General features: G+C 56.9%; 20 protein-coding genes. 8 read left to right on the forward strand and 12 right to left on the reverse strand.

Going from position 1 to position 17,830, the window contains the following annotated elements:
* Positions 1-35: 35 nt before the first annotated feature.
* Positions 36-167 carry a peptidase gene (locus ACOT0L_RS02295; protein ID WP_306173474.1) on the reverse strand — a complete coding sequence of 44 codons (132 nt, stop codon included), beginning with the start codon at positions 165-167 and terminating at the stop codon, positions 36-38.
* Between ACOT0L_RS02295 and nlpD the strand changes: the two genes are divergently transcribed.
* Positions 109-1,182: a murein hydrolase activator NlpD gene (nlpD, locus tag ACOT0L_RS02300; protein WP_306307778.1), complete on the forward strand. Its 1,074-nt coding sequence runs from the start codon at positions 109-111 to the stop codon at positions 1,180-1,182. The two genes, ACOT0L_RS02295 and nlpD, sit on opposite strands and share 59 nt — an antisense overlap.
* Positions 1,183-1,242: 60 nt before the next feature.
* A complete protein-coding gene (gene rpoS / locus ACOT0L_RS02305) occupies positions 1,243-2,235 on the forward strand; it encodes an RNA polymerase sigma factor RpoS (RefSeq protein WP_022649182.1) in 993 nt (330 codons plus the stop codon).
* 50 nt (positions 2,236-2,285) lie between these two features.
* On the opposite strand, the gene ACOT0L_RS02310 is transcribed toward rpoS, so the two are convergent.
* The gene (locus ACOT0L_RS02310) at positions 2,286-2,663 is read right to left on the reverse strand and encodes a DUF4440 domain-containing protein (RefSeq protein WP_126502698.1); all 378 of its coding nucleotides are present in this window, start codon (positions 2,661-2,663) and stop codon (positions 2,286-2,288) included.
* Positions 2,660-3,862, reverse strand: coding sequence for an MFS transporter (locus ACOT0L_RS02315; RefSeq protein ID WP_126502699.1), 1,203 nt, complete (start codon positions 3,860-3,862; stop codon positions 2,660-2,662). The genes ACOT0L_RS02310 and ACOT0L_RS02315 overlap by 4 nt, the downstream gene beginning before the upstream one ends.
* Before the next feature lie 109 nt (positions 3,863-3,971).
* On the opposite strand from ACOT0L_RS02315, the gene ACOT0L_RS02320 reads away from it, so the two are divergent.
* Positions 3,972-4,859, forward strand: a complete 888-nt coding sequence (locus ACOT0L_RS02320; protein ID WP_023298477.1) for a LysR family transcriptional regulator — start codon at positions 3,972-3,974, stop codon at positions 4,857-4,859.
* Here ACOT0L_RS02320 and ACOT0L_RS02325 read toward each other — a convergent pair.
* Entirely contained in the window at positions 4,856-5,263 is a 408-nt protein-coding gene (locus ACOT0L_RS02325; protein ID WP_022651767.1) for a MarR family winged helix-turn-helix transcriptional regulator, read from the reverse strand. The genes ACOT0L_RS02320 and ACOT0L_RS02325 overlap by 4 nt on opposite strands.
* 172 nt (positions 5,264-5,435) lie before the next feature.
* Here ACOT0L_RS02325 and ACOT0L_RS02330 point away from each other — a divergent pair, with 172 nt between their 5' ends.
* The 3 genes from ACOT0L_RS02330 to ACOT0L_RS02340 are packed head-to-tail and all read left to right on the forward strand — an operon-like array spanning position 5,436 to position 7,687.
* Entirely contained in the window at positions 5,436-6,038 is a 603-nt protein-coding gene (locus ACOT0L_RS02330) for a non-oxidative hydroxyarylic acid decarboxylases subunit B (protein ID WP_003862111.1), read from the forward strand.
* Positions 6,028-7,455: a non-oxidative hydroxyarylic acid decarboxylases subunit C gene (locus tag ACOT0L_RS02335; RefSeq protein ID WP_023298476.1), complete on the forward strand. Its 1,428-nt coding sequence runs from the start codon at positions 6,028-6,030 to the stop codon at positions 7,453-7,455. The genes ACOT0L_RS02330 and ACOT0L_RS02335 overlap by 11 nt, the downstream gene beginning before the upstream one ends.
* A 10-nt stretch (positions 7,456-7,465) precedes the next feature.
* Entirely contained in the window at positions 7,466-7,687 is a 222-nt protein-coding gene (locus ACOT0L_RS02340; RefSeq protein WP_003862116.1) for a non-oxidative hydroxyarylic acid decarboxylases subunit D, read from the forward strand.
* A 141-nt stretch (positions 7,688-7,828) separates the two neighbouring features.
* Here the strand turns inward: ACOT0L_RS02340 and mutS are convergent, their stop codons facing one another.
* Positions 7,829-10,390 carry a DNA mismatch repair protein MutS gene (mutS, locus tag ACOT0L_RS02345; protein WP_421637244.1) on the reverse strand — a complete coding sequence of 854 codons (2,562 nt, stop codon included), beginning with the start codon at positions 10,388-10,390 and terminating at the stop codon, positions 7,829-7,831.
* 113 nt (positions 10,391-10,503) lie between these two features.
* Complete coding sequence (locus ACOT0L_RS02350) at positions 10,504-10,734, reverse strand: SymE family type I addiction module toxin (RefSeq protein ID WP_022649175.1); 231 nt, start codon at positions 10,732-10,734, stop codon at positions 10,504-10,506.
* A gap of 165 nt (positions 10,735-10,899) precedes the next feature.
* Between ACOT0L_RS02350 and ACOT0L_RS02355 the strand changes: the two genes are divergently transcribed.
* Complete coding sequence (locus ACOT0L_RS02355) at positions 10,900-11,244, forward strand: nitrous oxide-stimulated promoter family protein (RefSeq protein ID WP_022649174.1); 345 nt, start codon at positions 10,900-10,902, stop codon at positions 11,242-11,244.
* 130 nt (positions 11,245-11,374) lie between these two features.
* On the opposite strand, the gene flhA is transcribed toward ACOT0L_RS02355, so the two are convergent.
* The 6 genes from flhA to hypA all read right to left on the reverse strand — a co-directional run bounded on the left by flhA (position 11,375) and on the right by hypA (position 17,123).
* Positions 11,375-13,447 carry a formate hydrogenlyase transcriptional activator FlhA gene (gene flhA, locus ACOT0L_RS02360; RefSeq protein WP_126502700.1) on the reverse strand — a complete coding sequence of 691 codons (2,073 nt, stop codon included), beginning with the start codon at positions 13,445-13,447 and terminating at the stop codon, positions 11,375-11,377.
* A gap of 63 nt (positions 13,448-13,510) precedes the next feature.
* Positions 13,511-14,521, reverse strand: coding sequence for a hydrogenase expression/formation protein HypE (hypE, locus tag ACOT0L_RS02365; RefSeq protein WP_126502701.1), 1,011 nt, complete (start codon positions 14,519-14,521; stop codon positions 13,511-13,513).
* Entirely contained in the window at positions 14,518-15,639 is a 1,122-nt protein-coding gene (gene hypD / locus ACOT0L_RS02370) for a hydrogenase formation protein HypD (protein ID WP_045308749.1), read from the reverse strand. The genes hypE and hypD overlap by 4 nt, the downstream gene beginning before the upstream one ends.
* Before the next feature lie 3 nt (positions 15,640-15,642).
* Positions 15,643-15,915: a HypC/HybG/HupF family hydrogenase formation chaperone gene (locus ACOT0L_RS02375; RefSeq protein WP_038416593.1), complete on the reverse strand. Its 273-nt coding sequence runs from the start codon at positions 15,913-15,915 to the stop codon at positions 15,643-15,645.
* The gene (hypB, locus tag ACOT0L_RS02380) at positions 15,906-16,769 is read right to left on the reverse strand and encodes a hydrogenase nickel incorporation protein HypB (protein ID WP_421637245.1); all 864 of its coding nucleotides are present in this window, start codon (positions 16,767-16,769) and stop codon (positions 15,906-15,908) included. Before hypB ends, ACOT0L_RS02375 begins: the two co-directional genes overlap by 10 nt.
* A gap of 3 nt (positions 16,770-16,772) precedes the next feature.
* Positions 16,773-17,123 carry a hydrogenase maturation nickel metallochaperone HypA gene (gene hypA, locus ACOT0L_RS02385; protein ID WP_022649168.1) on the reverse strand — a complete coding sequence of 117 codons (351 nt, stop codon included), beginning with the start codon at positions 17,121-17,123 and terminating at the stop codon, positions 16,773-16,775.
* A gap of 210 nt (positions 17,124-17,333) precedes the next feature.
* On the opposite strand from hypA, the gene hycA reads away from it, so the two are divergent.
* Complete coding sequence (gene hycA, locus ACOT0L_RS02390; protein WP_126502703.1) at positions 17,334-17,798, forward strand: formate hydrogenlyase regulator HycA; 465 nt, start codon at positions 17,334-17,336, stop codon at positions 17,796-17,798.
* Positions 17,799-17,830 lie beyond the last annotated feature (32 nt).

The following is a 17,830-nucleotide window of genomic DNA, read 5'->3' on the forward strand; positions in this document are numbered from 1 at the left end:
TCGTGCCATCACGGTTATTTTTAAGTCACTGGTAGTTAACACATTCCTGGGGGATAAATGAGCGCGGGAAGCCCAAAATTCACCATCAGCCGTGTTGCGGCATTATCACTGGTTTCGCTCTGGCTGGCAGGCTGTACAAGTTCAAATAACGCGCCTGCGCCCGTCAGTTCCGTTAATGGAACCAGCGGCTCGGGTAACACGTCCAGCGGAATGTTGATCACCCCTCCGCCTAAAATGGGCACCTCAACGGCGCAGCAAACTCCGCAGATCCAGCCGGTTCAGCGTCCAGTTACGCAGCCTACGCAGATTCAGGCAGTGGAACAGCCTGTTCAGACTGAAAATGGCCGTATAGTGTATAACCGTAAGTATGGGAACATTCCGAAAGGTAGCTATACCGGCGGCAGCACCTATACCGTGAAGCGCGGCGATACGCTGTTCTATATTGCCTGGATCACCGGGAACGATTTCCGCGATCTTGCACAGCGAAACAACGTCCAGGCCCCGTATGCTCTGGAAGTCGGGCAAACGCTTCAGGTTGGCAACGCGACGGGGACACCGCTTACGCCAGGCAACACCGTTTCAGCAGCCGACGTAACTGCACAAAATAACAGCGTTACTCCTGCACAAAAAACCACCACGGTGGTTGCTTCACAACCTGTAATTACGTATTCTGAGGATTCAGGTGATCAGAGTGCTAACAAAATGTTGCCGAATAATAAAGGTACTGCGACTGTTGTCACAGCACCGACTACGGCACCTGTGGTTAGCTCTACTGTACCGACTGCAAGCAGTCAGAATGCCAGCTCGTCAATCACCACCTGGCGCTGGCCAACTGACGGCAAGATTATCGAGAACTTCGCTACCTCTGAGGGGGGCAACAAAGGGATCGATATCGCAGGCAGTAAAGGACAGGCAATCATCGCGACCGCAGACGGACGCGTTGTCTATGCCGGTAACGCACTGCGCGGTTACGGTAATCTTATTATCATCAAACATAACGATGATTACCTGAGTGCCTACGCCCATAACGACACTATGCTGGTCCGGGAACAACAAGAAGTTAAGGCGGGGCAAAAAATCGCTACCATGGGTAGCACCGGAACCAGTTCTACACGCTTGCATTTTGAAATTCGTTACAAGGGGAAATCCGTAAACCCGCTGCAATATTTACCGCAGCGATAAATTGACGGGGCATGCCAGCCAGGGTGTCTCGTCCAGGGATCACGGGTAGGAGCCACCTTTATGAGTCAGAATACGCTGAAAGTTCATGATTTAAATGAAGACGCGGAATTTGATGAGAACGGATCAGAGGCTTTTGACGAAAAAGCCTTAGTAGAAGAGGAACCCAGTGATAACGATTTGGCTGAAGAAGAGCTGTTATCGCAGGGTGCCACACAGCGTGTGCTGGACGCGACTCAGCTTTACCTTGGGGAGATTGGTTACTCCCCACTGCTAACGGCCGAAGAAGAAGTCTATTTCGCACGTCGTGCTTTGCGTGGTGATGTTGCCTCGCGTCGTCGCATGATCGAAAGTAACCTGCGACTGGTCGTGAAAATTGCCCGCCGTTACGGCAATCGTGGTCTGGCTCTGCTGGATCTGATTGAAGAGGGCAACTTAGGTCTCATCCGCGCAGTTGAGAAGTTTGACCCGGAACGCGGGTTCCGTTTCTCAACCTACGCGACCTGGTGGATTCGTCAGACCATCGAACGGGCTATTATGAACCAGACCCGTACGATTCGACTGCCGATCCACATCGTCAAAGAGTTGAATGTTTATCTGCGTACCGCGCGCGAGTTGTCCCATAAACTGGACCACGAGCCAAGTGCGGAAGAGATCGCAGAGCAACTCGACAAACCGGTTGATGACGTAAGCCGTATGCTGCGTCTCAACGAGCGCATTACCTCGGTTGACACCCCGCTGGGTGGTGACTCCGAAAAAGCGCTGCTGGACATCCTGGCCGATGAAAAAGACAACGGCCCGGAAGACACCACGCAGGACGATGACATGAAACAGAGCATCGTCAAATGGCTGTTCGAACTGAACGCCAAACAGCGTGAAGTGCTGGCACGTCGTTTCGGTTTACTGGGGTATGAAGCTGCGACACTGGAAGATGTCGGCCGTGAGATTGGCCTGACCCGTGAACGTGTTCGTCAGATTCAGGTTGAAGGGCTACGCCGCCTGCGTGAAATCCTGCAAGGGCAAGGTCTGAATATCGAAGCGCTGTTCCGCGAGTAAGCAACCATTCGTCAGAAAAGGCCCGTCGTGAGACGGGCCTTTTTTATGCCTTACGATTGCGCCGTTTCGTGCAGCAAACGCCAGGTGATGTTATCCCCTTCCTGATTAAGCACCGCGGTTGACCAGCGCACGTTGACGGGCTGGCCAGGCCGGGTTTGCGTCTCCCGGTAATGGAGCACCGCGCCGTTGTCCCATGTCTGAAGCGTCGTTAGCGCATCAATGCCGATCCTGAGCCCGGGTCGGGTTCCCCGCTGCGCATATAAAAATTGGGCCAGAGCGTGATGATCTAAATGGGTGCCACTCGGTGGAACCATCAGAAAATCCGGACGGAAACGGGCGAGCAGGGCGTCCCGATCGCCTTCGCCTGCACCTAACCAGTTTTCAAGGGCGACGTGGATGTCGAGGATCTCTTGTTCGAAATGGGTCATGGCTGCTCCTGTTGCAGTTGCGCAAGTAACTGCGTGTTATTAAGACGGTAGACGTACAGTACGGGCAGTAGAGTGATAACTGCGGCAAAAATAAACATCCCGTGCCAGGCGACCAGCGGCGTAAGATAAGCTTGCATGAAGCTCAGCGCCTGCGCCAGCAGCAGGGTACCCGCAAAAAAGCTCAACTGACGATTCAGATTCCATAGCGCACTGGCATCAGGCATATCTTCCCGCCGCATTGTCAAAAACGCGCTGCTCTGAGCCGTACTGCTGCAAAGGCTTCCCCCCGCACCCATTAACGCAAACGCAAAGGCAGGTAACAGCATAGCCGGGCCGACGTTAATTAAAAGCAGAATGCCCGTCGCCTGCAAAAGGCAACCGATGACCACCAGCGGCCGCGGGCCGATACGGTTGAAATAGCGTCCTGTCGCGGTGATAGCCAAAAACGATGCCACAGACCACGGCAGCATAAGCATGCCCGTTGCGGTGGGCGTCATATTGGCCTCGCTCTGAAGGTAATACATGCCCGTTACGTTCACGCCAATAAAGATGCCGGGTACGCACACATAGATAAGCATGGATAAGCGCAACAGCGGATCCGTCAGCAAAGACAGGTTTACTATTCTGGTGGTGTTTATCGGTGACGGTTCTGTTTTAAGCCACGCGCAGGCCAAAACAAAGGTGACAATGGCGACGGGCAGGGTGGCAAAAAATATCCAGCGCCAGCTGAATGTCTGAACCAGCATGCCGCCCACAGCCGGTGAGCAGGCGGGGGCAAGCAGCGCGACCAGCATCACCACCGAGGAAAGTCTGGCCCGCTCATGAGGCTTAAACTGTTGCCAGGTCAGCGCCTGACCAACCGGGATCAGTAAACCCCCTCCGGCGCCCTGCACGACGCGCCAGGCAATCAAACTTTCCAGCGAAGATGAGAGACCCGCCGCAACGGAGGCCGCGCTAAAGAGAAGCAGTGAGAGCAGAATAACGCGCTTCGGCCCGACGCGGCGCGTCAGAATACTGCTGAATGGGATGACTAACGTCAGCCCGGCAATGTATCCGTTACTTACCCAGGCAAGCGCGGAAGGTGTGGTATTGAATGCGTGAGCCATCGCCGGAAAGGCGACGCTGGCAATAAACATGTTTATCAAATCAAGGAAAAAGCCGAGCAGAAAGACGACGGCGATTTTGCTGCGATACGTCATGGAAGTTCCTCCGGTGAGGTGGCGTATCGTATCGGCCCGCGCGTTACGGATAAACGCGACAAAGGACGATATACTGTCAACATTATTTTGACAGTTAACCAGGCAAGCGATGCTTAATTTACAGCGTACGGCGATGTTTATCGCCGTAGCGGACACCGGCAGTTTCACCGCCGCGGCGGAGGCGATGGGGCTGACAAAAGCGGTGGTCAGCTTTCATATTCGTCAGCTTGAAGAGGAGCTGGGCGTCACCCTGTTGCTGCGAACCACCCGACGCCTGACGCTGACCGAAGCGGGGAAGCTCTTTCATCAACGAAGCGTGATGCTGTTACGGGATGCAGAGCGATTGCAGGATGATGTTCGCGCCAACCACGCCGGGCTGACGGGAGAACTGCGGATCACCACCACGCCCGAGTATGGCTCGCAGGTGGTGGTGCCTTTGCTGGCTGAGTTTAGCCAGCTGCACCCTGATCTCCGCGTGCGGCATGTCTCGTCCTCTTTGCATGCCGATCTTATCGCCGAGCGCTTCGATGTCGCTATCCGGCTCGGCACGCTTGCAGATTCGCGCTACCACGCCGCGTTGATGACCTCCTTCACCATCCTGCCCGTGGCGACGCCATGCTGGCTGGCAAACCATCCGGTTGACTCGCTGGAGCAGCTGGCGGAAGCGGACTGGATCATTCACGAGCGTTTAACGTCGCCGCTGCGCTGGCAGGTGAGAGGCGTTGATCGGCATCCTGTTTCCTTTGAGATCAGAAAAGCGCCGCGCCTGTATGCAGACAGTGCCCAGGCGTTGATGGCTTTTGCCCTCGCGGGATGTGGCGTGGCGCTGTTGCCGGAGTGGCTGGTGCGTAACGCACTGGATGCAGGGAAGCTGGTCTCGCTGTTACCGGAGTACACGTTTGCTCAGCAGGGCATCTATGCTGTTTATCCCGATGCCCGGCATGTGCCCGCGAAAGTGCGAACATTTATTGATTTTATGCGCGTCAGGGTTACTTAACCCTGCATCATCTTTTTAATGAGCGCTGAAAATTGCTCTCGTTCCGCGCCGTTAAGGCGCCCTAAAAACGCCTCATCCACCTCATTTCCAATCGGTTTACTGCTCTCAAGCAGGGCCTCACCTTCGGCCGTCAGAAAGACAAACCGACGGCGTTTGTCCGCCGGATCGTGCTCGCGCCTGACCAGGCCGCGTGCTTCCATGCGGCTCAGCATTTCTGCCAGCGTCGCTTTGGTGCTCACCGCGACTTCAGTCAGGGCAACCTGCTCAATGCCAGGATTTTCAGCAATTGACCGCATCACCGCATATTGTGGTTTGGTCAGTTCGGGCAATGCGTGTTGCCACTGGGCGGTATGCTGTTGAAAAAGCTGACGTAGCAGGTGAAAAGCTTCTTGTCTTAACTCCATGGACACTCCGACGGAAAAATACTCCCTCTATGATAGCCGCTCTCGGGCTGAATTTTAACGCGAGAGTTTTTAGCGAATAGTGTGATCGTATGCGAACGATCTTGTCAGCAGCAGGATCGAGGCGTAGTTTAGTTAATATGTTCGTATACGAACAAAATAATTGAGGTGCTGAATGAGATTGATTGTGGGAATGACGGGCGCGACGGGTGCGCCATTAGGCGTGGCGTTGTTGCAGGCGCTGCGGGAAATGCCGGAGGTGGAAACGCATCTGGTGATGTCGAAGTGGGCAAAAACCACGATTGAGCTGGAAACGCCCTTCACTGCGCATGACGTTGCTGCACTGGCGGATGTCGTCCATAGCCCGGCCGATCAGGCTGCCACCATCTCCTCCGGCTCGTTTCGCACCGACGGCATGATCGTCATTCCGTGCAGCATGAAAACGCTGGCGGGTATCCGCGCGGGCTACGCCGAAGGGCTGGTAGGGCGTGCGGCAGACGTGGTGCTGAAAGAGGGACGCAAGCTGGTGCTGGTTCCGCGTGAGACGCCGCTCAGCACCATCCATCTTGAGAACATGCTTGCCCTTTCCCGCATGGGCGTGGCGATGGTGCCGCCTATGCCTGCGTACTACAACCACCCACAAACCGCCGATGACATAACCCAGCATATCGTGACCCGCGTTCTCGACCAGTTTGGTCTGGAGCATAAAAAAGCCCGACGCTGGGAAGGTTTGCAGGCAGCGAAACATTTTTCACAGGAGAATAAAGATGGCATTTGATGATTTGAGAAGCTTCTTGCAGGCGCTCGATGAGCAAGGGCAACTGCTGAAAATTGAGGAAGAGGTAAACGCTGAGCCGGATTTAGCGGCCGCCGCCAACGCTACCGGACGCATTGGCGATGGTGCGCCTGCGCTGTGGTTCGATAATATTCGCGGCTTCACAGATGCCCGTGTGGTGATGAACACTATCGGCTCGTGGCAAAACCACGCTATTTCGATGGGGCTGCCAGCAAATACCCCGGTGAAAAAACAGATCGACGAGTTTATTCGTCGCTGGGACAAATTCCCCGTCTCGCCAGAGCGTCGTGCAAATCCGGCCTGGGCGCAGAACACGGTGGACGGGGAAGACATCAACCTGTTCGACATTCTGCCGCTGTTCCGCCTGAACGACGGTGACGGGGGCTTTTATCTCGATAAAGCGTGCGTTGTCTCCCGCGATCCGCTCGACCCCGATCACTTCGGCAAGCAGAACGTCGGGATTTACCGTATGGAAGTGAAGGGCAAGCGTAAGCTCGGCCTGCAACCGGTGCCGATGCATGATATCGCGCTGCATCTGCATAAGGCAGAAGAGCGCGGCGAAGACCTGCCTATTGCCATTACGCTGGGTAACGATCCGATCATCACCCTGATGGGCGCCACGCCGCTGAAATACGATCAATCCGAGTATGAGATGGCCGGTGCGCTACGCGAAAGCCCGTATCCGATTGCGACGGCTCCGCTGACCGGTTTTGATGTGCCGTGGGGGTCGGAAGTGATCCTGGAAGGGGTGATTGAAGGCCGAAAACGTGAGATTGAAGGGCCATTCGGTGAGTTTACCGGACACTACTCCGGCGGGCGCAACATGACGGTCGTGCGCATTGATAAAGTCTCTTACCGCACAAAACCCATTTTCGAATCTCTCTACCTGGGGATGCCGTGGACCGAGATTGATTATCTGATGGGGCCCGCTACCTGCGTGCCGCTCTATCAGCAGCTGAAGGCGGAATTCCCGGAAGTGCAGGCGGTAAACGCCATGTACACCCACGGCCTGCTGGCGATTATCTCCACCAAAAAACGATACGGCGGTTTTGCCCGTGCGGTCGGGCTCCGCGCCATGACCACGCCACACGGTCTGGGTTACGTGAAAATGGTGATTATGGTGGATGAGGACGTCGATCCGTTTAACCTGCCGCAGGTGATGTGGGCGCTGTCATCGAAGGTCAATCCGGCTGGCGATCTGGTGCAGCTACCGAATATGTCTGTGCTGGAGCTTGACCCCGGCTCCAGCCCGGCGGGGATCACTGACAAGCTGATCATTGATGCCACCACCCCAGTCGCTCCGGACAACCGTGGTCACTACAGCCAGCCGGTACAGGATCTCCCTGAAACCAAAGCCTGGGCCGAAAAACTGACCGCGATGCTGGCGGCACGTCAATAAGGAGGAAAAAATGATTTGTCCACGTTGTGCCGATGAACATATTGAAGTGATGGCAACATCACCGGTGAAAGGTGTCTGGACGGTATATCAGTGTCAGCACTGTCTGTATACCTGGCGCGATACCGAACCGCTGCGCCGTACCAGCCGTGAGCATTACCCGGAAGCGTTCCGCATGACGCAGAAGGATATTGATGAGGCACCGCAGGTGCCGACGATCCCGCCGCTGCTGTAATAAAAAGCCCGGAGGCGGCTGTGCTTACCGGGCGTTAATATTGTGCGGTCTTTTGCCCGGTGGCGCTACGCTTACCGGGCCTACGGGTTTTGTAGGCCGGGTAAGGCGAAGCCGCCACCCGGCAAAAAAGACCGCAGAAAACTAAACCAGACTCTTCAACCGATAAATCCACTCCAGCGCCTGACGCGGCGTCAGCGAATCCGGATCGAGATTTTCCAGCGCTTCTACAGCCGGAGATGTCTCTTCCGGCACCGCCAGCAGTGACATCTGCGTACCATCTATCTGCGTAGCTGCCGCATTCGGTGACAAACTTTCCAGCTCACGCAATTTCTGACGCGCGCGCTTAATCACCTCTTTCGGCACACCCGCCAGCGCGGCGCCGGCCAGGCCAGAGCTCTTGCTTGCCGCGCCGTCCTGCACCGTGTGCATAAAGGCGATGGTGTCGCCGTGCTCAAGCGCATCAAGGTGGACGTTAGCCACGCCTTCCATTTTCTCTGGCAGCTGTGTCAGTTCGAAATAGTGCGTCGCGAACAGCGTCAGCGCCTTGATTTTATTCGCCAGACTTTCCGCGCACGCCCAGGCCAGGGACAGGCCGTCATAGGTGGAGGTACCGCGTCCTACTTCGTCCATCAACACCAGACTGTTCTCTGTCGCGTTATGCAGAATGTTGGCGGTTTCGGTCATCTCGACCATAAAGGTAGAGCGACCGCTCGCCAGATCGTCCGCCGCACCCACACGGGTGAAGATACGGTCGACAGGGCCAATCTCAACCTTCTGCGCCGGAACGTAGCTGCCGATGTAGGCGAGCAGCGCGATAAGGGCTGTCTGGCGCATATAGGTACTTTTACCGCCCATATTGGGGCCGGTAATGATCAGCATCCTTCGCTGCGGTGACAGGTTCAACGGGTTGGCAATAAACGGCTCGTTCAGCACCTGCTCAACCACCGGATGGCGACCTTCGGTAATGCGAATGCCGGGCTTGTCAGTAAAGGTTGGACAGGTGTAGTTCAGCGTTTCGGCGCGCTCGGCCAGGTTTACCAGCACATCCAGCTCGGCCAGCGCAGCGGCGCTCATTTGAAGGTCAGCCAGATGCGGCATCAGGATGTCGAACAGCTCGTCATACAGCTGTTTCTCCAGCGCCAGCGCTTTACCTTTCGACGTGAGCACTTTGTCTTCGTACTCTTTCAGCTCGGGAATAATGTAGCGCTCGGCATTTTTCAGCGTCTGGCGGCGAACGTAGTGAATCGGTGCCAGGTGGCTCTGCCCACGGCTGATCTGGATATAGTAACCGTGTACCGCGTTGTAGCCGACTTTCAGGGTGTCGAGCCCCAGACGTTCACGCTCGCGGATTTCCAGTTTATCCAGATAATCCGTCGCGCCATCGGCCAGCGCACGCCATTCGTCCAGCTCTTCGTTATAACCCGGAGCAATAACCCCGCCATCCCGCACCAGAACAGGCGGCGCATCAATGATGGCGCGTTCCAGCAGTTCGCGAAGCTCGGTAAATTCGCCCATGGTTTCGCGCAGCTTTTGCACTGGCGCGCTGTCGATCTCTCCCAGCTGGGCGCGCAGTTCCGGCAACTGCTGGAAAGCGTGACGCATACGGGCGAGATCGCGTGGACGCGCGGTACGCAATGCCAGGCGCGCCAGGATACGCTCAAGGTCACCCACCTGACGCAGCACCGGCTGCAATTCGGTGTAACGATCCTGCAATGCGGCAATGGTTTGCTGACGGCCAATCAGCGTTTCGGTGTTGCGGATCGGCATATGCAGCCAGCGTTTGAGCATACGGCTGCCCATGGGGGTAACCGTGCTGTCAAGAACCGACGCCAGCGTATTTTCCATGCCGCCAGCGAGGTTCTGCGTGATCTCCAGGTTGCGGCGCGTGGCGGCATCCATGATGATGCTGTCCTGCTGACGCTCCATGGTAATTGAACGGATATGGGGCAGGGCGGTACGCTGCGTATCCTTCACGTACTGCAACAGGCAGCCTGCGGCACATAGCCCGCGCGGGGCATTTTCCACACCAAAGCCAATCAAATCGCGCGTGCCAAATTGCAGGTTCAGCTGCTGGCGCGCGGTATCAATTTCGAACTCCCACAGTGGACGACGACGCAGGCCGCGGCGACCTTCAATCAGCGCCATCTCGGCGAAATCCTCTGCATAAAGCAGTTCTGCCGGATTAGTGCGCTGTAGTTCAGCCGCCATGGTTTCACGGTCAGCCGGTTCACTCAGGCGAAAACGACCGGAGCTGATATCCAGCGTGGCGTAGCCAAACCCTTTACCGTCCTGCCAGATCGCCGCCAGCAGGTTATCCTGGCGCTCCTGAAGCAGGGCTTCATCGCTGATGGTTCCCGGCGTCACGATGCGTACGACCTTGCGCTCAACGGGGCCTTTCGACGTGGCCGGGTCGCCAATTTGTTCGCAGATAGCGACAGACTCGCCCTGGTTCACCAGCTTCGCCAGATAGTTTTCAACCGCGTGATGCGGGATACCCGCCATCGGGATGGGCTCGCCTGCCGACGCGCCACGTTTCGTCAGAGAAATGTCGAGCAGCTGAGACGCACGTTTCGCATCGTCATAAAAAAGCTCGTAAAAATCGCCCATACGGTAAAACAGCAGAATTTCCGGATGCTGTGCCTTCAGCTTCAGGTACTGCTGCATCATCGGCGTATGCGCGTCGAAATTGTCGATTGTGCTCATGGAGTTATGATATCCATTTCTTTGAAAATATTACGCTTTGAGCGGCTCAATGGCCGATTGTTCCTTCTATTGTCGCATGAAAAAAAGGTGCGGCGCAGAAAAAAGTCACGACTTTACGAGGCATCTTCCGCTATTAATTCAATGATGATTTTTCCGTGCTCGACGCCCACCCGAACCTGCGAGTTGGTGGTAAATCCCGCTTGTTCAAGCCAGTCGCCTTTCAGGCTTAGCGCTGCGTGTACGCTGTAGCGTTTTGGAATTTTCGTTTTACGGTCTTCATGACGTTTTCTGAAGTAACCCACTTTTAAGTGCCGATAGGGTTTGGCGATCGCGATCTGTTGCATAAACTCTCCGGTGAATGCGGTTATTTACACCTGTATAAAATACCAGTAAAACGCAGCGAGGGGAGGGGTAATTCTGGAAGGACGCTTCAGAAAACGGAATGCAATAACTGAAAATGTGCGGATAAAAAGGTATTATAAATACACTTTATTGTTGAGGACGACGTTATGTCCGGTAAACGTATTTCACGAGAAAAAAAGACGATCGCCAGAATGATCGCCCTGTACGAAAACAGGTGTCCGCACGCCATAAAAGAAGAGGGGCACTATTCGGCGCTTAAGGCTTATGCCGATAAGCGGCTGGATAAATGCGTGTTTGGTGAGGAAAAACCTGCCTGCAAACAGTGCCCGGTGCACTGTTATCAGCCCGCCCGACGGGAAGAGATGAAGCAGGTAATGCGCTGGGCAGGGCCACGTATGTTATGGCGTCATCCGATTCTGACCATCCGACATCTGATCGACGATCGTCGTCCGGTTCCGGAATTACCCGAAAAGTATCGGCCCAAAAAATAACCGGCTCAGCGCCGCAGTGGACGACAAATCACGCTCAGGGCGACGGTGCGGCGCAGGCAGACAGAAAAAGAGCACCAAATATCCCTGCGCCAGCGCGGGAGCGATATGTACCCGCTGACGGAATGACGGGTTATTTCAGGCTCTCTTTATCGATTCCCAGACGCTTCATACGCGAGAGCAGGGTGGTACGCTTCAGCCCCAGCCGTTGCGCCGCACCTTTCGGTCCGGCTACCACGCCGTTGGTCTCCTTCAGCACTCGCATAATGAGCTGATATTCATCTTCTCCCTCTTTCGCAAGCTCGGTTGCGGTCACGGTCGTTTCAGAGAGAGTAACCTCTGGCAGGGAGAGCTGGAGCACGTTCCCGCGCGTCAGCAGGACCGCGCGCTCAATGACGTTTTCCAGCTCGCGCACGTTCCCCGGCCACTCCATCGCCGAGAGTGTGCGTAGCGTTTCGGCAGGAATACTGTCGATATTTCGTCCCATCCGGCGGGCAATCTTCGCGGTAAAGGCTTTCACCAGCAGCGGAATATCTTCCGGGCGCTCGCGCAGCGGCGGCAGGCAGATCGGGAAGACGTTCAGGCGATAGTAAAGATCGCTGCGAAACTCGCGGTCGGCGACCATTTTTTTCAGATCGCGATTGGTGGCGGCAATCAGACGCACGTCGGTCTGGATCAGCTTGTTGCTGCCGAGGCGCTCGAACTCCTGCTCCTGCAAAACGCGCAGCAGCTTAGGCTGAAGCTCCAGCGGCATATCGCCCACTTCGTCGAGGAACAATGAGCTTTTATCCGCCAGTTCAAAACGGCCCAGCCGCTGGCTGCTGGCGCCGGTAAACGCGCCGCGCTCGTGGCCGAACAGGTCGCTTTCCAGTAAGCCCGCAGGCATCGCCGCGCAGTTCATCTTCACCATCCGGCGGCTGTTGCGGTTGCTCAGGTTGTGGATCGCCCGGGCAATCAGCTCTTTCCCTGTGCCGGTTTCACCGAGGATCAGCACCGTGCTGTCGCTCTGCGCCACCATCTCCACCTGCTTGAGGATGTTGTACATGGCATCGCTGCGTCCAATGATTTCGCCAAACTCGCTGTCCACATTGTTGAGCTGCTCGGTCAGCGCCAGGTTTTCGTCCACCAGCCGTTCTTTCAGACGGTGGATCTCCTGATAGGCGAGGGCGTTATCCAGCGCAATGGAGATACGTTCGGCGATCTGGCGCAGCAGCTTCAGGTTGGCGGTGGTAAATACGGCTTCATCGCACTGCGCCAGTTTAAGCACGCCGAGCATGGTGTTGCCGGACATCAGCGGCAGCAGGCACAGGGTCTGGATCTTGTTGCCCCAGGTGTTAAACAGCATCCGCTCGTAGGGCGCTACCGGATCCTGCTCGCTGAGGTTTAACAGCAGGATCTCTTTGCTTTTAAATACCCGTTCAGACAGGGTTCCCGCTTCGTCCACTTCGCTTTGCTCGTGCGCCGGGTTAGCTTCGTCGAGGTAGTGGGTGGAGTAGATGTTCAGCTTGCCCTTACGGTTGCCGCGCAGCGCAATGCTGATGGCATCGATCCTGAAATAGTGATGGATCTCTTTGGCGACTTCGCTCACCAGTTCGTCCATATCGAGACGCGACAGCACGGCATTGGTGATGGCGACCAGAATGCGGAAATTATCGCGCTCGCGGCTCAACAGGTCGTAATCCACGTTATTGGTGACGCGGCTTTGGATCTGCTCTGCCACGACGGCCACAATCTGCGTGAAGGTATGCAACCGCTCGTACTCCGCCTCGGTCCAGGGCTGGTCGTTATTACGGATAAACTCGCAGCCGCCAAAAATTTGCCCTTCCACCGCCAGCGGCAGCATGCTGTAGTGGCCGAACGGGTGGTAAAGGTTGCTCTCTGCCAGCTTCGGCCAGGCCTGGCGAAACTGGTCAAAATTGCAGTGCAGCGCTTCCGGGCGGGAGAGAATACGTCGCACCGGACCGTGGGCCAGAAACGTTTCATCTTCATATTCGAAGATTTTGCCGTTATCACGCGTTGAGAAATAGCTCGCGCGGTGGGTTGCGCTATGCCAGAGCACAATGGCGGCGCTGTCCGCCAGCGCTGATTGCCTGACCAGCCGCGTCAGGGCATCGCTCAGCGCGCCGAGGTCGGGCTGTTGTAAAAGTGTGCGCGTGATGTCAAACAGGCCCTGCTGTCCAAGATCGCTCATCGGTGTATACGGCATTATTGCTTTCCAATAGAAACTGGCAAAAAAGAGACATTCAGCGCTGACCGCTTTTGGCGCGGTCTAGCAAATTCGGGGTAACGGTTCATCGTGCGGCAGATCCAGCGTGCGCTTCACGCCGTAAAGCCCGGTCAGGCGCACCCCTTTGCGCTCAACCACGTCGCCGATGATGGCCGCGTCTTTCCCTAAGGGATGTGCGCGCAGTTGTTCAAGTACGGCTTCCGCCGCCGTGCGTTCCACGCCGATCACCAGCTTACCTTCGTTGGCAAAGTTAAGCGGGTCTAGCCCTAATAGCTCGCACAGCCCGCGTACAGCAGGCTTAACGGGCAGGCCGCGCTCGGTCAGTTCAATTCCGCAGCCGCTGCTTGCGGCAAATTCGTGTACGACGGCATTCACGCCGCCTCGCGTGGCGTCGCGCAGGGCTTTTACACCCGGCATGTCGCGCAGCGTCTGGATCAGCGGCGTGAGTACCGCGCAGTCACTGTGCAGCTCGCCATCCAGCCCTAAGCCTTCGCGCAGGTTCAGGATGGTTGCCCCGTGGCAGCCCAGCGTGCCGCTGACAATCAGCACGTCGCCTGCACAAAGCTGCTGCGCGCCCCAGTGAATGTCGGCGGGGATCGCCCCCATTCCGGCGGTGTTAATGAAGAGCTTATCTGCCGCGCCGCGCTGCACCACCTTGGTATCCCCGGTCACGATGGCGATCCCCGCCTCGCGGGCGGTGTGCGCCATGCTGTTAACCACCGCCGTGAGCGTCTCCATGGGTAACCCTTCTTCGAGGATAAACCCGCAGGAGAGGTAGCGGGGGATCGCGCCGCTGACGGCCACGTCGTTTGCCGTGCCGCAGACGGCGAGCTTGCCGATATCGCCGCCCGGGAAGAACAGTGGGTCAATCACGTAGCTGTCGGTAGAGAACGCCAGCCTGTCGCCGTGGGCGGTCAGGGCCGCGAGGTCAATACGCGCCTGATCTTCCTGCTCGGCGAGCCAGGGGTTGTTAAAGGCTTCCATGAACAGCCTGTTAATCAACTGCTGCATCGCCTGTCCACCGCTTCCGTGCGCCATTTCCACCGTGTTCATGCTTCACACTCCTGGTTGCGATAGTGATACCACGCGGCGCATGCCCCTTCGGAAGAGACCATCAGCGCGCCAAACGCGGTTTGCGGGTTACAGGCGTTGCCAAATAACGGGCAGTGATGAGGTTTGCATTTGCCGGTGAGTACGTCGCCACAGCGGGCGCGGGGATCGTCGCACACCTTCTGCGGCTGCGGGCGGAAATGCGCTTCGGCGTCGAAGGCGCGATACGCGGGCGTCAGGTGTACGCCGGATTCGGCAATCAGCCCCAGTCCGCGCCACTCGCTGTCGCCTTCGACGCTAAACACGTCGGCTATCGCCTGCTGTGCCCGTCTGTTACCTGCATCGGGCACCACGCGGCGATACTGATTTTCCACCACACTCAGGGCCGCTATTTTCTGCTCAACCAGCATGGTCACGCCTTGCAGTAGATCAAGTGGCTCGAAACCAGCCACCACTAACGGACGATTGTACTGTTCAGCGATAAAACCGTAGGCTTCTGTGCCGATCACCATGCTGACGTGTCCTGGTGCCAGGAAGGCGTCGATGCCGTTGTCCGGCGCTTCAAGCAGGCTACGCAGCGTGGGAATAAGCGTGATGTGCTGGCAGAAAAAGTAAAAGTTAGTGACGTTGCGGGCTTTCGCCTGCTGGAGAGTGATAGCGGTGGCGGGCATGGTGGTTTCAAAACCCAGCCCGAAAAAGACCACCTTACGCTCAGGATTAGCCTCTGCCAGCGTAAGGGCATCCATCGGTGAGTAGACGATCCGCACGTCCGCGCCGCGCGCCTTCGCCTGGAGCAGCGAGCCATTTTTTCCCGGTACGCGCATGGCGTCGCCAAAGGTGCAAAAAATCACACCGGGGCGGCTGGCGATGTCGAGACAGCTGTCGATGCGCCCCATCGGCAGCACGCACACCGGGCAGCCGGGGCCGTGGATAAATTCGATGTTCTCCGGCAGCAGCTGGTCGAGGCCAAATTTGAAGATGGCGTGGGTGTGTCCGCCGCACACCTCCATGATCCGCAGCGGTTTTTCTTTCGTGTAGTCCAGCAGGGACGCGCGGGTTTTCAGGCGATCGATAAGCTGCAACACCTGCTCAGGCGCGCGATATTCATCAACGTAACGCATGTGTTATCGTTCCTCACCATACAGCAGGGCACCCACGTCCGGCTCAACGTCGAACATATTCTGTAGCGCGTCCAGCGTGTCGCGTGCTTCTTCCTCATTAATCACGCTCATGGCAAACCCCACGTGGACCAGCACCCACTGGCCGAGACGCGATGCGCCGGTCTCATCGTGGCTGCCCACCAGCGTCAGATCGACATCGCGCAGGATGCCGCAGACCTCCACTTTGGCCTGATTGCCGACGATGGAATGAATTTGTCCGGGGACGCCTATGCACATCGTTCGCTCTCCAGCCAGTTCAGCCAGGCGTCCATCCCGTCGCCGCGCGTGGCGGAAACCAGCAGGATCTCAATGTCCGGGTTCACTTCCCGGGCGTAAGACAGGCACTTATACACGTCGAAATTCAGGTACGGCAGCAGGTCGACTTTGTTCAGCAGCATGAGGGAGGCGGCGGCAAACATATGTGGATACTTCAGCGGCTTGTCTTCCCCTTCGGTCACGGAGAGCACCGCCACTTTATGCCGCTCGCCGAGGTCGAAGCTTGCCGGGCAGACCAGGTTGCCGACGTTTTCAATAAACAGGATGCCGTTGTTCGCCAGCGGCAGGCGCGGAGCGGCGTCGGCAATCATCTGCGCATCCAGGTGGCAGCCCTTGCCGGTGTTGACCTGAATCGCGGGCGTACCGGTTTCGCGGATGCGCGCCGCGTCGTTTACCGTTTGCTGATCGCCTTCGATAACGGCGCAGGAGACACGTTTATTCAGTCGTTTAAGGGTTTCGGTCAGCAGGGTGGTTTTACCGGAGCCGGGGCTGGAGACCAGGTTCAGTACCAGCTGTTGACGGGCGGCAAAGCGGGCACGATTGCGGGCGGCGAGCTGGTTATTTTTGTCCAGCACATTGATCTCCACCTCCAGCATCTCGCGCTGGCTGATGCCCGGCGCGTGGGTGCCTGCTTCGCCGTGGCCGTAATGCAGGTCGCCCGCGTCTGAACGCTGCGGCGCAAAGGTGATGCCGGTCAGTGCCGCCGCGGGACGCAGGGCAGGGGAAAAGGGCGCGGAGCGAAACGCGGAGTGGGGGCGGTGTTCATCCCCTTCTATATACAGGTTGCCTTCAGCGCAACCGCAGGTACTACACATACATTACTCCTTCTCGATTTCGAGGCGTTGGATCTGCATACCGTCATCCGCCACGATGCGCAGCCCGCTGCTCTGGCACTGCGGACAGCGCTGTACCTTCGATGACAGCAGCGTGACGTACTGCTGACACTGCTCGCACCAGCACTCCGCCTGCTGCTCCTCGATATGCAGTGCGCAACCCTCCGCCAGCGTGCCGCGGCACACCAGCTCAAAACAGAAGGTGAGGGCGCTGGTCTCGACGCAGGAAAACGCCCCGACCTTCAGCCAGACGCCGGTCACGCGCTTCGCATGGTTCTGCACAGCCTGCTGTTCGATAAGTTCCAGTGCCCGCTGGCAGAGGGTGATTTCGTGCATGACGCCTCCTTAATGAATTGCCCCTTTAATGCAATAACAGTGCCAGCTTGATTTGCGTTACGGCGTGACGATGTCAACGCTGTCGAAATGACACGTCGACACCGCGGCGGTGACAGTGCGTATCTCGTTAAAAATCATTTAAATCAACCAATTAAAAACTGGCACGAAATCTGCTTAACAGCCGCTAACTCCATTAACCGGATACCTTTTATGACTATTTGGGAAATTAGCGAAAAAGCGGATTACATCGCGCAACGTCATCAGCAGCTTCAGGATCAGTGGCACCTCTACTGCAACTCTCTGATTCAGGGGATCACCCTGTCAAAAGCCCGTCTGCACCATGCCATGAGCTGCGCGGCGCAGGGGGATATGCGCTTTGTGTTGTTTGGTCACTTCACGATTTTTGTCACCCTGGCGGAGAGCTTCAACAGCCACACCATTGAGTATTACGTTGAGACAAAAGAGGGTGAAAAACAGTGTATTGCGAAAGCTCAACTGATGGCCGACGGCATGGTGGACGGTCACGTCAGCACCCGCGATCGCCAGCAGGTGCTGGAGCACTATCTGGAGAAAATCGCGCCGGTTTATAACGGACTCTACGCTGCCGTTGAGCACGATCAGCCGATCACCCTGAAACAGCTGATCGACGGAAAATCCTCCGCGAACGTGGCCTGAAAAGCGAGTGTCGAGAAGTGTCGATAAGACAG

This window comes from Enterobacter cloacae complex sp. XAL002 (assembly GCF_049236805.1).
GTDB lineage: Bacteria > Pseudomonadota > Gammaproteobacteria > Enterobacterales > Enterobacteriaceae > Enterobacter > Enterobacter intestinihominis.

Excerpts from the sequence above, each read along its gene's own strand:
- rpoS (WP_022649182.1), top strand. The coding sequence starts at position 1,243 with ATGAGTCAGAATACGCTGAAAGTTCATGATTTAAATGAAGACGCGGAA.
- ACOT0L_RS02310 (WP_126502698.1), bottom strand. The coding sequence starts at position 2,663 with ATGACCCATTTCGAACAAGAGATCCTCGACATCCACGTCGCCCTTGAA.
- ACOT0L_RS02315 (WP_126502699.1), bottom strand. The coding sequence starts at position 3,862 with ATGACGTATCGCAGCAAAATCGCCGTCGTCTTTCTGCTCGGCTTTTTC.
- ACOT0L_RS02320 (WP_023298477.1), top strand. The coding sequence starts at position 3,972 with ATGCTTAATTTACAGCGTACGGCGATGTTTATCGCCGTAGCGGACACC.
- ACOT0L_RS02325 (WP_022651767.1), bottom strand. The coding sequence starts at position 5,263 with ATGGAGTTAAGACAAGAAGCTTTTCACCTGCTACGTCAGCTTTTTCAA.
- ACOT0L_RS02330 (WP_003862111.1), top strand. The coding sequence starts at position 5,436 with ATGAGATTGATTGTGGGAATGACGGGCGCGACGGGTGCGCCATTAGGC.
- ACOT0L_RS02335 (WP_023298476.1), top strand. The coding sequence starts at position 6,028 with ATGGCATTTGATGATTTGAGAAGCTTCTTGCAGGCGCTCGATGAGCAA.
- ACOT0L_RS02340 (WP_003862116.1), top strand. The coding sequence starts at position 7,466 with ATGATTTGTCCACGTTGTGCCGATGAACATATTGAAGTGATGGCAACA.
- mutS (WP_421637244.1), bottom strand. The coding sequence starts at position 10,390 with ATGAGCACAATCGACAATTTCGACGCGCATACGCCGATGATGCAGCAG.
- ACOT0L_RS02350 (WP_022649175.1), bottom strand. The coding sequence starts at position 10,734 with ATGCAACAGATCGCGATCGCCAAACCCTATCGGCACTTAAAAGTGGGT.
- ACOT0L_RS02355 (WP_022649174.1), top strand. The coding sequence starts at position 10,900 with ATGTCCGGTAAACGTATTTCACGAGAAAAAAAGACGATCGCCAGAATG.
- flhA (WP_126502700.1), bottom strand. The coding sequence starts at position 13,447 with ATGCCGTATACACCGATGAGCGATCTTGGACAGCAGGGCCTGTTTGAC.
- hypE (WP_126502701.1), bottom strand. The coding sequence starts at position 14,521 with ATGAACACGGTGGAAATGGCGCACGGAAGCGGTGGACAGGCGATGCAG.
- hypD (WP_045308749.1), bottom strand. The coding sequence starts at position 15,639 with ATGCGTTACGTTGATGAATATCGCGCGCCTGAGCAGGTGTTGCAGCTT.
- ACOT0L_RS02375 (WP_038416593.1), bottom strand. The coding sequence starts at position 15,915 with ATGTGCATAGGCGTCCCCGGACAAATTCATTCCATCGTCGGCAATCAG.
- hypB (WP_421637245.1), bottom strand. The coding sequence starts at position 16,769 with ATGTGTAGTACCTGCGGTTGCGCTGAAGGCAACCTGTATATAGAAGGG.
- hypA (WP_022649168.1), bottom strand. The coding sequence starts at position 17,123 with ATGCACGAAATCACCCTCTGCCAGCGGGCACTGGAACTTATCGAACAG.
- hycA (WP_126502703.1), top strand. The coding sequence starts at position 17,334 with ATGACTATTTGGGAAATTAGCGAAAAAGCGGATTACATCGCGCAACGT.